Origin of the sequence: Streptomyces sp. NPDC056161 (genome assembly GCF_042268025.1) — a bacterium.
Lineage (GTDB): Bacteria > Actinomycetota > Actinomycetes > Streptomycetales > Streptomycetaceae > Streptomyces.
Genome location: NZ_JBHJUV010000060.1, coordinates 39757 through 52862 on the forward strand (window position 1 = coordinate 39757; position 13106 = coordinate 52862).

The following is a 13106-nucleotide window of genomic DNA, read 5'->3' on the forward strand; positions in this document are numbered from 1 at the left end:
TCCAGGCCGAGGGCGTGGCCGACAGCCTGGGCCTGCTGCCGTCGAAGGTCTCGCTGCTGCTCCAGACCAACGGCATGGACAGCACGCTTGCGAACCTGATCGCGGTCCAGGCGGAGCTGCAGCGGCTGCCGAACGCCAAGACGATCAAGGTCGATTCGCTGAGCGACGGCGCCCAGCAGAAACTCAGGGAACTCGGGTTCGCTGTGACGACAGTTCCCGGCACCCGCCAGATCGAGATCACTGCGCCGACCGAGCAGGCGCGCAAGAACCTGGACGGGCTGATCGCCGAACTCGGCCGGACGCCGAGCAGCAAGAGCGTCCGCGTATCCGCGCCGGCCGCCGAGGCCATCAAGAGTCTGGAGGCGGTACAGGCCAAGATCCGGGCAACTCCCTCAGCGAAGTCCGTCATCGTGCGTGCGCCCACGACACAGGCACGCAAGGAGCTGGAGGCGCTGGGCTTCCGGATTGAGAAGGTTCCCGGCTCGAAGAACGTCAGGGTGAGCGTGCCGACCGGCGGCGCCCACAAGGCCGCTGACTCCATACAGCAGCGCATCGACGCGCTGCACGGGAAGACGGTCACGGTCACCACGCGCCACACGACCATCCTCGACACGCTCGTCCAGCAGCCCTCCAAGAGCGCCGCAGATGCGCTGCGCCAGCAGGCCGACAACCTGCGGAAGCAAGCGGACGGAGGCGTCGTCGACTACTTCGCCGAGGGCGGCACCACCAGTGCCGGCCTTCGTGAACAGCGCGTCGCGCAGATCGCCCCGGCCGGGAGCTGGCGCGTCTGGGCGGAGCCCGAGACCGGCGGAGAAGCGTACGTACCGCTTACGCCCGCCAAGCGCGACCGCAGCAAGGCCGTTGTGGAGGAAGTGGTCGGCCGCTTCGGCGGGCAGGTCGAGTGGTTCGCAGGCGGAGGAATCACCGCACGCAACCGCTACGACTACACCCCCATGCTGGCAGGCACCTTCAAGCAGACAAGCAACGCCCAGGTCCTGGCCGGAGTCGTTCGCGCATTCGACCTTCGCACCAGCAGCGATTCCGCCCCAACGCGTGTGGTCGATGCCCGCTCGGGCGGCCGTGTCCAGGTCGTCGTCGTACGCGAACAGCAGCCGCTGATCGGCACCATGCCCGTCACCGTCACCGACAGTTCCGCCACGCCCGAGCAGATCGGCAACGAGATGATGCGCAACCTGCGCAACGCCCAGAGAGGCGGAAGGATTTGAAGACCCCACCAGCAGCGCAGCCCTCATCCATCGAGCTGGCTCCCTGGCAGTTCGAGATCGGCGGTGTCGTCCTCGGCGCTGGGACCCGCATTCCGATCGGGAACATCGAAGGACTCGGCTCGCCCGCCACCCGTCCACAGGACGTGGACAACCCCACCGGCGACGGCACGTTCCCGGGCCAGGACTTCTACGGACCCCGCACCCTGCGCTTCGAGGCCGGCATCAAGACCCCCGGCGATCCGACCGCGGCCACCGACCTGCTGTCCCGCCTCGAACTGGCCGTCGACAACCCGGCCGCCCGTACCCGGCCCGAGGGACGTGCGGTGCTGCGGGGCCGCTGGCCCGGCCACCGTACGCGTCGTCTGTACGGGCGGCTGCGCCGCATGGAAGCCACCAGCACCGCCACGGCGATCAACGGGTGGATCCCCCTCGACATCGAGTTCGCCGGGCTCGACCCGCGCTGGTACGACGACGAACTGTCACAGCTCACGCTGGGCCTGGACCAAGCCGCGCAGCACAAGAACGGCGACCAAGCCGCGGACCAGGTCCTGTACGTACCTGCCGGGCGCGGCCAGGCGGACCCGGACGACCGCCCCGGATGGGTCACGAACCAGGGCAACGTATCGACCTGGCCCAGCCTCCGTGTCCACGGACCGGTCGCCAACCCGCGGGTCTGGAACACCGTCACCGGGCACGTCCTCGAACTGCGCCTGACGCTGCGCGCCGGGGAGTGGGTGGAGATGGAGACCCGTCCGGGCACCTGCTGGGCCCTGCGCAACGGCAACGCCAACGTCGCAGCCGACCTCACCCCGCAGTCACGCCTCGACCTGTTCACCATCCCGCAGGGCCGCTCCGAGGTCGGCTGGAGCGGCGACGACCTCACCAGAACCGCACGCCTCGAAGTGTCGTGGCGGTCGGCGTACACCGCCCTGTGAACGGAGAACACCAGTGACCCTTGTCCAGCCCCCGCTGATGGTGCACGGCGGCAACCACTCCGCCCGCGCGATGCGCCTGATGATCCGCGACCTGGCGCGCGGACGACAGGGCGTCGCCGAAGCCGAAGACCTCAAGGTCCGTCCGCTTCAGACGCCCGGCCCCGGCGTCCGCGTCGGCAACGGCTCCGCCCTGATCCACGGCGTGCGCCCATGGCAGGGGGCCTACACCCAGACCAACATCGGCGACGCGGTGGTCGACGTCCCGCCGACCGGGCCTTTCGCCCGCACTGACCTGCTCGTCCTGCGCATCGAAGACCCCGAGTACGAGGGCGAACGCGACCCGTGCCGCGAAGACATCGGCTACTTCCACCTCGCTCAGGGCATGGACCAAGACGCAAGCGTGCTGCGCGAGATGACGGCCATACCGCTCGCCCGCATCACCCTGCCCCGCAACACGGCCGCGGTCACCGCCGAGATGATCACGGACCTGCGGCGGCTCGCCAATCCGCGCACCGAGCGCACCCTGCACACGGTGCACCCGACGGACACCGAGAAAGCACCCACTCAGCACGGCCAGTGGGCGAACTGGCCCAAGGAAGCCGCCTGGGAACTCGACATCCCGTCCTGGGCGACGAAGGCCATCACCGTGGTGACGCTCTCCGGGCTGCGTGCCGAGGCAGGCAACATCTACGCAGAGTTGCGCACCCGTTTGGGCGAGCACAACGCCGCGCCGACCGTGGTCGACGACGACGGCACCACCACCCGCCGCTCCAGCGTCACCCTCGCCGACACCCTCACCCTGCCGTCGGCCTACCGGGGCACCCGTCAGCACCTGTCCGTACAGATCAACCAGATCGACAAGTACGGCGACGGCGACCTGACCGTGGCCAGGGGCACCACGGTGACCACCGATGTCCAGTTCACGGAAAGCCCGGTGTGATGCCCGACTACCGCTACATCCTCGCCCGCGCTGCCACCGGTGAGGTCCTGAACTGGAATCTGCCGTTGACCGAGGTCGAGTTCGGGCCGGAGAAGTCCGGGCCCGGCTCGCTCACGGCGACTCTGACCCCTCCGTTCGCTCCCTCGCTGAGCGACATGCTCAACGACGCCGGCGACGCAGTGATCCTCGTCGAACGGAACTCCCGGCTGATTTGGGGAGGGCTGCTGTGGCGGGCGGAACCGGAGGGCGTCAAGCTCCCCTTCGAGGCGTCAGGATTCACCAGCTACCTCCACCGCCGCTTCGACCTCCACGGCAACTTGGACGGGCGCGGCCCGTACGTCGAGGCCGACCCGTGTCAGGTGATCCGCGACGTGTGGGCGTACGCGCAGGAGCAGCCGGGCGGCGACCTACAGGTCGTGGTGGACGACACGCGCTCGCAGGGGAAGACCGGGACGGCGAAGGACCCCTACGCCACGTCCAAGTCCGATCCGCGCAACCTGGGGGAGATCGTGGACGAGATAGCCGACATCGATGACGGCCTGGAGTGGACCGAAACAGTTTCCTGGCGCGGGCACCAGGCCGAGCGGCGCGTTGTCCTGGGCGCTCCCACCCTCGGCCGACGCCGTGACGACCTGACCTTCACCACCGGCGCCAACGTGGTCGGCGAACCCCACGTCGTCAAGGACGCCGATACCTACGCCCAGTGGGTCATCGGGCTCGGCGCAGGCGAGGGAACGAAGCGCAAGGTCGTGGTTGACGGTGTCCGCAACGGGCGGCTACGCCTGGAGTCCAAGCTGGAGACCAGCGAGAAGGACGAGACCAAGCTCAAGCAGCGCGCCCGCCGTGAACGGCTGGCCCGGCAGATCCTGCCGACGCTCACCGAGCTGGAGATCACCGACCACCCCGCCGCGCCGATCCAGGAGCTGCGCGTCGGCGACGACGTACGGATCCGGCTGGACGAGCCGCACACTGCCTACGACGCCTGGAACCGCATCGTCGGTTGGACCCTGCGGCCGGGCGGAGGCGAGAGCCCTGAGCGCGTGACGCTGAAGCTGGAACGCACCCTCAGGCCAGAGGGCGACGACATCGAGGAGCAGTAGATGCCGGACACGATCGCCGAACTCTCCCGCCGCCTCGTCGGCCTGGAGCGACGGGTCACCGTTCTGGAGCGGGCCCGGCGCGCGCCGTACCCGCCGTGGCGGGACCTGCCCCTGACCGGAGACACGGCAGTCCCTGACGCCGCGCAGCCGCCGCAGATCCGCGCCAACCCGTGGGACACCCTGGAGTTCAGCGGCCGGATTGGACTTCCGGGTCGCCGGGCCGTGGACGAAGGGGTCGTCGCCTTCCTGCCGGAGGGCTTCTGGCCCGCCGGACCGCGCACCGTTCCGGTCGCCTCCGATGCGGCGCACCGTGAACTCCACCTCGACCTCAACGCCGCGGGTCAGGTGACCTTGCGGGTCCAGGACGGCGGCAGCGTCAACGCCACCTGGCTCAGTCTCGACAGTGCCTCATGCCGAATTGATGGTGACGATGCGAGGTAGGCACCTCAGCCCCAGGGGGACGCAGTGGTCGCCTCGTACGTGCTCTCCAAGGCTCTCACGGCATCGCCAGTCGGATGCCGAGGTCGCCGAGCCATCCCACGCTCGACTGCCATCCGGCGTGTCCCGCAGGCCAGATAACGGCACATCGTGCGCTATGCGCGAGCTCGATTACATCGGCCTTAGGACGTCCGGACAGGAGGATGGCGCGCTGCGGGTTGGGGAGAAAGCGGGTGTAGTCGACCATCTGACTGATCGCGTCCCTGACCGCCTGGCGCTCCGGTCGCACCTTTGCCTCAATAAGGAGGAACGCGGAGTCCACCCAGATGTCAGTGAACAACGGTGCGTGGTCGACGGTATGCCGAATCTGGATCCGCTGGGTGGCGTGCCCTTGCCTTGCCAGAAACTCACAGAACCGAAGAACCAGTTCATTCTCAGGGCGGAGCCGCTGACGAGTTGCACCGCTGCTGAGCATAAGGTCGCTTCGCTCGACTGACTTCAGCGTGATTACCTCAGGATCACAGAGGCGCTCAAGCTGGCCGGGCACGTGTGCAACAGTCTCGGTCGGACGCAGCTTGAACACCGGTACATCTACTGGCTTACCGTCGCGATGGGTAAGGGCCACTGGAGTACAAACGTCCTCCAGTGTGAATTCATCGATGTATCGATACACCTGTCCACCCATATCGAAGAGATGGATCGGCTTACCCCGTTCAGCCTCTGCAATGAAGCGGTCATTGTCCCAGGGGCGCGATCCGCCCAGGTAGTAATAGAAACCGTTTGGTCGCCATCCGTGACCACACCACTTCCAAGCGTTACGGGTCTTCAAGCCGACGTGTGCAGCCTTCGACCCCGCGAGCATGCCCGTTATCAAGTGGACGATATGCGTCTCGACGAGACGACTCTTCTCCTGAAAGTCTCCTGGCCGCATCCGGAGATGCCCCGATGCCGTGAGGGGATTTACCTTCGCCCAGTCCAACGTGCCTTACCTCACCCTTCGTTGCCCCAACCGACGGATCACAGCCGCAAGTCGCCGTGACCTTACAGGCCACCACTGACAACCCCTTGGAGTTGATGCCCGCTAGCTGGCATCCGCCGTGATCATTACGGACGGCGTGGTTTGCAACGCGCGCCACCACAGGCGTCGTGCCGCTCGGTACCATGACAACCGGGTGACCCTCCACCCTCGCTTCGCGGCACTCTCCCGAGGGACCGGCCCGCACCAGCAGGGCCCGGCCGACTGCTATATGGCGCAGGGGAGAGAGCGAAGCAAGCGTGGCAACTCCGTTGAGTGCAGACACATTCCTATCCGTGCTGAAAAACGCGGGCCTCGGCGTCGTCGAGCACGGCAAGTGGCGTACCCACAACCGAAACACCCACGGCAACTGGGGCCCCGTGAACGGGGTCATGATCCACCACACCGGCCCCTACAGCTCCGAGGCCGACATGGTGGAGCTCTGCCGCGTCGGCTATCAGGATCTCCCCGGCCCTCTCTGCCACGGCGTGATCGACCGTTCTGGGACGATTCACCTGGTCGGCTACGGCCGGACCAACCACGCCGGCATGGGCGATACAGACGTCCTGCTCGCTGTCATCGCCGAGAAAAAGAGTCTGCCGAATGACAACGAAGCAGACACCGACGCCAACCGGCACTTCTACGGCTTCGAGTGCATCAGCACAGGCAGCCTGCCTTGGCCGTCCGCGCAGCTGGACGCGATGGCCCGCGCCGCCGCGGCCATATGCCGGGCCCACGGTTGGAACGAGCACAGCGTCATCGGCCACAAGGAGTGGCAGCCCGGCAAGCCGGACCCCGGCGGCATCGACATGAACGACTTCCGCGCTCGTGTCGCCCGCCACCTCAAGGACAGCGGCCACATACCGGACAAGCCGAAGCCCAAGCCGACACCCGAGCCCGTCCCGGAGCCGAAGCCAACTCCCAAGCCGGCTCCGGCGTACGCCGCGTACCCCGGTGAGGGCTTCTTCTACGACGGCCGGTCTTCGCCCGTGATCGAGGCAATAGCGAAGCGGCTGATCGCGGAGGGCTGCGACTCCTACGACATCCCGCCGGGCCCGGTGTGGAACGAGGCACATCGCCGCTCGTACGCCGCCTGGCAGATCAAGCGTGGACACCACGGTGCAGCCGCCGACGGTATCCCCGGGCCGGAGACCTGGGCGGCGCTGCATGTCCCGCGCACCGCCGCGACGCAGACCACGACCTCAGGACAGGAGCACGACCCTATGCCGCAAGCCCTCGCCGACATCGCGGAGCGCACCATCGCCACCTACCTTCAGTCGCTCCTGGGCCTGATGGCCGCCTCCAATGCGACCGACCTGGTGACGCTGTCCGCCTGGCAGGCCGCCGCCGTCGCCGCGGCGCCCGCGGCCCTGTCGGCGCTGAAGTCCACGCTCGGCACCGTGCTCGGGCGTGCTGGCACCGCATCCTGGCTGCCCAGTGACCACGATCCGGCCACACCGAAGTAGTGACCCGTAGTTGGACATGGGGAGGCATCCGTGCCAGAGGGTGAGATCGCGCTGGCCCTGGCCGAACTGCGCAGCGCCCTGGAGGTCGGTCTGGCCCGCATCGACGGCCAACTGGCGTTGCTCGTGCAGCGCAGCGACCAGACTGACAAAGCGGTCGCAGATCTGGAGGAACGCGTTGCCTCCCTGGAAAGGGGGAGGTGGCCGCTGCCGACAATCGCGGTTCTGGCCAGCATCACGGCCGTGGCGCTGACGGTGCTTGGCCTGACCCGAGGGTGAACAGCATGGGAAGTGGGCGTTGTGTCCACGGTTCCCGTCACTCGATCGCTACCCCTTCGAAATCCCCAGCTTGTCGTTCTGTCTTGGCCCCATGCCTGCCTTTCGTGGCAACCACGATTTTCGGACGCTCTTGTGTGGCTGAATACCTAACCGTCCGAACATGCACTCGTTAATTTGCTCCCGTACGGCGATCTCATCGCATAGTGTGATGATCACAGCGCCGCAAGGTGATGCAGGCTCAGGAGGGGGAATCTCCGTGTTACATAAACGCAAGAGACTTGTGCACATCGCAGCCTTGGGAACATTTCTCATGGTGTTGGCGACCGGTATTTCTCCAGCGCAGGCGCGGGAGGATGCGGCCACCGCATCTGTCACAACTGAGGGTCCGGCAACGAAGCCTGTTGTGCCGGAGGTGACACCCGGTTCGGACCAGCCGGCCGAAAAGCCAGGATCAGACGCTTCAACCGAAGCCTTCGTCTCTGCTACTTCGTCATGCAGTGAGCCGGTTGAGGACGGCGAATCATCCTGCGTTACAGCAGTGGCCCCTCCAGCCACCTCCGCCTACTCGGGCGCCGCCGCTGGTGCCACCGCAGCCGGCGGGGCGGATGCGCCCCAGTGGTGTGAAGACGCCAAAGGAAAGATTCTAGGGATCCGCACCGCCGCGTGTGTTTGGAGCGGACTCACCTACACAACCCGCCGGACGGTCAACGGAGTGACCACCGTGACCGGCGAGGCGAACATGCTCGTTCTCAACTACAGCTACGGGGAAACCGGACTGCCCACGTTCGCGCACCAGATCGAAACCTCTGCATACAGCGGCTGGGGCGACGCGATGAAGGCGACAATCGACGGACAGGCCACCATGTCCGGTGACTGCAAGAGGAACAGTGCGTCCTTCCCTGCAAAGCCCCTCACACCCGTCAACTCTTGGAGCCTGGGCGAGGCGTTCTTCGACACCACCGCTACCAATGACGGAGACATCGGCACCTGTACCACCTCCTGGTACCTGACCTTTACCAATGCACCCTACGTCCCAGCCGTCACCGAATATCACATGAGTGACTTCCGCTGCGACAACGCGACAGCCGGACGAGCCTACGTCGGCTGTGTGGTGCCCTGGTACTCGTCCGCACTCACGTACAGCAAGGCCCGCACGCCCAACCTGGTCCGGCATGTGCAGCTCGCTCAGGGATCTGGACTACCCGGCGCAACCTTCGACGCACCCCTCACACGCACAACTGACACCTACACAATCGGCATCAACCGCTTGAAGGCATGCCCGGCAAGCGACCCTGCCGTCGAGGGCAAGTCCTGCGACGAGTACCCCGTCGCCACATCTCGCAACGGAATGAGCTCCGGTGGAGCTCGCCGTTCGTTCGACGGATGCGACCTGCCCAACGTACTGCAGAGAACTGGGCCGTCAGGCGCTAGTGCCTGCATGATTCCGGAAGGCGAGAACAACTCCCAGGGCGGTTCGAACACTCAGTTCTACCGTGCCGAGCGGGTACTGGACGGTGACCCCTTCCGTATCCTGACAGCAGCCTAGTCCTTCGTCTCGGGGCGTGACACGGGCACACCCGGTCACGCCCCGGGACATGCACGTGAACATCAGCCGACGCGTCGTTCCTCGTTACTTCCAATACTTCCTGCGGCAGGCATTCCGTCCTTCATGTATGGCGCCCATCGGAAAGGATCGCCTTGGTCACTATTACTCACGATGTATTTGTCAACGAAGGCGTTTTTGGTCTTCTGGACGCGGGAGAGATCCCAGCTCAATCAGCTGACTGGTCAAACGGCTTCGTCGCTCCCATGACCGAAGGCGCTCTGATCGCTACCGGTATCAACACCGGCTTGGTACGCGTGACGATCCAGGGGCCAAACGAGCAGACACCAGGCCAAACCGTTGACGACTGGGAAGAGGTCGTCGAGGCCAGCGTGCATGCTCCCATGGGCAAGCTTTCGCTGGAATCACTCGAACTCGGCCCGCCTGCAGACGGCTCCACGGTGCTCAGCCCCGCAGGGCCTGCTTGGTACCGGATGCGGGTGCACGCCCGTGGCCGTGCGCTCAACGTTGACGGGGTGAGCATGGAGCCGGTGGAGGACTATCTCATCATCACGTGGCCTGCACCACCGACTGACATCACCATCATGCGAACAAGCGACCACATCGAGCAGTGTCTTCGCACGCCGCAGCCAGGAACGACACCCCAGTCTCAAAATGCCGAGTTGAATCCGCCGTCTCCCAAACCCGAGTAACGCTCCTTGCCCACTCGCCTGCCCTCCGATGACTTCGGGCCGTGCTGAGCCCGCAGCGGAAGTTTTCCGGAGCGCAATAGCTGCTGGGGCACGTCCGGTCGGCGCGGAACCTAGCCCACTGGGGAAACTAAAATGGCCCCCGCCGCAGCGGGGGCCACAGGCCCTCTTGGAGAATCGGACCGGCGCCGACCGTATCAGCATCGCGAGACGGTCGGCCGCGCAGCAGTGTGGATACGCTCGTGCCCGGTCAGGCGCGAGGCGATACGGCGGAGGACAGGGCGATGCATCGGCTGAAGCCATACCTGGTGGGGCACCAGGAATTCGCTGCCCTGTACAGCGTCGAGGCGCAGATGGTGTCGCAGTGGCTGGCGCCAAGCCGGCGTGTACTGGATCCGGCGACCGCCCTTGTCGTGTCGGGGGTGAGGTACTGGCCGCTGGGGTTCGCCTGCCGTTTCGGCACGATGACCGCCAGGCCGAAGGCGCTGGATCTCTGGTACAAGAAACGGCTGATGGCGGAGCAAGGTGAGGGCTGGGAAGCCGACTCGCTGGACCAACTGCCCCCGATCGTCGGGCAGCAGGAAATCATCGCGCTGTTCCGCCTGCCGTCGCAGGGCACCCTGGCGGCACGTATCGCTGCAGGCAACTTCCCCGAAGAGGACTGGCAGCTGTCCGGGTCGAGGCTGTGGCTGCTGGAGACGGTGCTGGAGGATGCGCCCGCGCTGCGCGCGAGCGCACGTAGCCTCCGCTGGGACATCGACGAGAAGGTGGCGGCTGCTCTGCGTGAGGGCACCTACAACGGCCCCGGCTCGGAAGTCCTCACGCGGGGACGGCACGCGCGAAAAGGCACCTGACCTGCACAAATTCTTTACGCAGAGCTCAAATGCGAATAAGATATAGGTAAATCCACCCCCTAAAGGGGTAATTCGCATAGGAGGCATGGCGCGCAATTCATGCAGACGCCCTCCGGCGACGATGTCGCCGTCGCGGAGGGGAAGGAAGTGCTGGTCCTGGAGCTGGCCTTGTCGCGCTACGTGCTTGAGAGTCCGGATGCCCTTCTCGCCGTCCGCATGCTCGCGGACGTCTCCCGCGTCAACGGGGAGCGGGAGGCTCGCATGGAAGGTCTGGCCGATCAGGCCGCACCTGAACCCGATCGCGACAAAGCGGGCTAACACCTGCCGCAAGCAGGGTTGATCGCAGGGCGCCCACCACTCAAGATAGGTGGAACACTTGAAGACGTTCTTGGGGTGGTGGGGCATGGAAGGCGTCCAGGACGAGATTCCCGGCCTGGTGATCCACACCGTGCGGCAGCCCGACGGCCAAGCAGGCACGATCCAGGCGCAGTTCGAGGCGTTCCACCGGCTCAACCCGTGGGTGCTGCATGCACTGGAAAGCCTGACCGCCGAGTACCTCCGGCGCGGCGCCGCCCGCGTCGGCATCGGAATGCTCTTCGAAGTCCTGCGCTGGCGCTACGCCATGGCCACCGAAGGCGACGAGTTCCGCCTCAACAACAACTTCCGCTCCCGCTACGTCCGGCTGCTCATCGAGCGTCACCCGCAGTGGGAGTCCGCATTCGAGGTCCGCGCACTACGCACCGACTGAACAACCCCTCTTGGAGACGAATCACCCATGAACCAGCCCACCGACCAGGATGGCGGCGGGATCGCATCCGCTGCCCAGGCACCGGATCCCACCGACAGGCAGCCTGAGCGCGCCATCACCGCGAGCGCCGTCGTACTGCGCGCCGACCAGACCGAGTTCGACCAACGCCAGGTCTCCGCCCTGTCGCTGATCAGCCCCGGCCTCCAACACGCCTCACGCCCGCGACTCGCAGTGTTCTTCCACTACTGCGTCCGCTCCGGCCTGGACCCGTTCGCCCGCCAGATCTACATGATCGGCCGCAAGAACCGCGGTGAGGACCGCGAGGAAAACCCTGTCAACTGGACCATCCAGACGGGCATTGACGGCTTCCGCACCATCGCGCACCGCGCGGCCGAGCGGACCGGGGAGCGCATCTCCTACGAGGACACCGTCTACTACGACGCCGATGGCGGCGCCCACGGTGTCTGGCTGGCCTCCGGCCCCCCGGCGGCCGTCAAGGTCACCGTCCTCCGCGGGGCCAGTCGCTTCCCCTTCACCGCACGTTGGGACGAGTTCGCGCCTACGTACTGGGACAGCAAGCAAGGCCAGTACGTCCTGGCCAAGATGTGGCAGCAGATGGCCTCTCACATGATCCGCAAGTGCGCGGAGGCAGGCTCCTTGCGGATGGCCGCGCCACAGGATCTGTCCGGCGTGTATGTGGACGAGGAGATGGCACAGGCCGACGCCGAGACCGTCGTGGGCCAAGCCGAGGAAACCACGCAGCGGCTGCGGGCGGCGGCGGGCCTTGAAGAGGGCAAGGAGCCGGAGGAGTCCGGCGAGCCGGGTGCCGAGAAGGCGCCGCCGAAGAAGAAGGCCATACCGCGCAAGCGGGCCCAGGCCCGGCCGGAGCCAGAGCCGGAGGAACAGGACACGGCCGGGGAAGGGGCGGTCATCACGCGCCGCAGGCGCCCCACCGCTAAGCGCGCTGCATCCAGCGCCGCCCGCTCGTCAGCCGACTCCTGAAAGCACGGGGAACGATCATGACCACCACCGAACAGAACCAGATCGTCGAGGCGTGCCGGGCGCACCTGTCGATGCAGGCGCACCAGGACAGCAAGGCCGTCGAAGTGCTTGTTCTGAAACGGCACGGCAGCAGCGGCTTGACGGTCCAGCAGCTCCCAGTGCCGGACAGGCTGTGGGAGGAATACCCGCCGGACACGGTGATCACTGCCCTCGCGGACGCCGCCGTCCTGCTCGGCGGAGCCGTCACCGCCAACGCCGTTGCCATAGCTCTGAGCTATGAAGGGCTGGCCATCACGTCGGGCGCCAGCCCGCAGGCCGACGAGGTGATTCGCCGGTACTGGGCCAGCGGTTCCATACCGTCCCCGGCGGACGTCCCGGGCCGAGTCCACCAGCGGTTTGCCAGTGTCGTCGATCGGCACGGTCGCCACTACCTCGTACCCGTCGAGAAGCGCAGCGCCGACACCGCCGCGCTGGGCCTGTCCATCGGCGACGCGGACGTGATGAGCGGCCCGGCTGTGGAGGCACTGGCCACGTTTGCAGGGGCCGTTTGGCCGCACCTCATGCCAGACCTAGGCACTCCCGACACGCACCACGAAAACTTCTGACACCGCCCTCCGGGGTGCCGTCCCACCGCGCTACGTGGGACGGCACCCCGCCTCTTGGAGACCACCTGTGACCATCACCGATGAGCGGCCCGTCAGTTTGTGGCCTGCCGCCCACGCAGCCGACGCACGCCGCCCTCGTTCCCTTCAAACCAAGATGGGTGCAGATCTTCTGAGGGTGCTGTCGGTCAGGCGGTGGGTATGACCTGGTCGCGGTAGCGCGTCTGGTGGTTGCGGATGAGTTCCTGCTG

Annotated in this window: 13 protein-coding genes and 1 pseudogene; 13 read left to right on the top strand and 1 reads right to left on the bottom strand. The window is 66.4% G+C overall.

What is annotated here, in order from left to right:
- The first annotated feature begins 1222 nt into the window (after positions 1-1222).
- Genes ACFC09_RS38025 through ACFC09_RS38040 form a run of 4 tightly spaced genes read left to right on the top strand, consistent with a single transcriptional unit; the run spans position 1223 to position 4642 of the window.
- On the top strand, positions 1223-2161 hold the full coding sequence (locus tag ACFC09_RS38025; RefSeq protein WP_376536227.1) for a hypothetical protein: 939 nt from the start codon (positions 1223-1225) through the stop codon (positions 2159-2161).
- Positions 2162-2174: 13 nt separating this feature from the next.
- Positions 2175-3101, top strand: a complete 927-nt coding sequence (locus tag ACFC09_RS38030; protein ID WP_376536229.1) for a hypothetical protein — start codon at positions 2175-2177, stop codon at positions 3099-3101.
- On the top strand, positions 3101-4201 hold the full coding sequence (locus ACFC09_RS38035; protein ID WP_376536231.1) for a hypothetical protein: 1101 nt from the start codon (positions 3101-3103) through the stop codon (positions 4199-4201). Before ACFC09_RS38030 ends, ACFC09_RS38035 begins: the two co-directional genes overlap by 1 nt.
- Complete coding sequence (locus ACFC09_RS38040; protein WP_376536233.1) at positions 4202-4642, top strand: hypothetical protein; 441 nt, start codon at positions 4202-4204, stop codon at positions 4640-4642. It begins immediately after the preceding gene.
- Between the two features lie 55 nt (positions 4643-4697).
- Here the strand turns inward: ACFC09_RS38040 and ACFC09_RS38045 are convergent, their stop codons facing one another.
- A complete protein-coding gene (locus ACFC09_RS38045) occupies positions 4698-5618 on the bottom strand; it encodes a hypothetical protein (RefSeq protein WP_376536235.1) in 921 nt (306 codons plus the stop codon).
- Positions 5619-5914: 296 nt separating this feature from the next.
- Here ACFC09_RS38045 and ACFC09_RS38050 point away from each other — a divergent pair.
- The 9 genes and pseudogenes from ACFC09_RS38050 to ACFC09_RS38090 form a co-directional block, all read left to right on the top strand.
- Positions 5915-6835, top strand: a pseudogene (locus ACFC09_RS38050) (peptidoglycan-binding protein); the annotation flags it as partial.
- A 315-nt stretch (positions 6836-7150) separates the two neighbouring features.
- Positions 7151-7396, top strand: a complete 246-nt coding sequence (locus ACFC09_RS38055) for a hypothetical protein (RefSeq protein WP_376536237.1) — start codon at positions 7151-7153, stop codon at positions 7394-7396.
- A 712-nt stretch (positions 7397-8108) separates the two neighbouring features.
- Positions 8109-8942 carry a hypothetical protein gene (locus ACFC09_RS38060; protein WP_376536239.1) on the top strand — a complete coding sequence of 278 codons (834 nt, stop codon included), beginning with the start codon at positions 8109-8111 and terminating at the stop codon, positions 8940-8942.
- A gap of 152 nt (positions 8943-9094) precedes the next feature.
- The gene (locus tag ACFC09_RS38065; RefSeq protein ID WP_376536241.1) at positions 9095-9652 is read left to right on the top strand and encodes a hypothetical protein; all 558 of its coding nucleotides are present in this window, start codon (positions 9095-9097) and stop codon (positions 9650-9652) included.
- 281 nt (positions 9653-9933) lie between these two features.
- Complete coding sequence (locus tag ACFC09_RS38070) at positions 9934-10503, top strand: hypothetical protein (protein ID WP_376536243.1); 570 nt, start codon at positions 9934-9936, stop codon at positions 10501-10503.
- A gap of 99 nt (positions 10504-10602) precedes the next feature.
- Positions 10603-10821: a hypothetical protein gene (locus tag ACFC09_RS38075; RefSeq protein ID WP_376536245.1), complete on the top strand. Its 219-nt coding sequence runs from the start codon at positions 10603-10605 to the stop codon at positions 10819-10821.
- Positions 10822-10879: 58 nt separating this feature from the next.
- Positions 10880-11251 carry a hypothetical protein gene (locus tag ACFC09_RS38080; protein ID WP_376536247.1) on the top strand — a complete coding sequence of 124 codons (372 nt, stop codon included), beginning with the start codon at positions 10880-10882 and terminating at the stop codon, positions 11249-11251.
- A 27-nt stretch (positions 11252-11278) separates the two neighbouring features.
- On the top strand, positions 11279-12253 hold the full coding sequence (locus ACFC09_RS38085) for a recombinase RecT (protein ID WP_376536249.1): 975 nt from the start codon (positions 11279-11281) through the stop codon (positions 12251-12253).
- Between the two features lie 17 nt (positions 12254-12270).
- Positions 12271-12858, top strand: a complete 588-nt coding sequence (locus ACFC09_RS38090) for a hypothetical protein (RefSeq protein WP_376536251.1) — start codon at positions 12271-12273, stop codon at positions 12856-12858.
- The last annotated feature ends 248 nt before the right edge of the window (positions 12859-13106 follow it).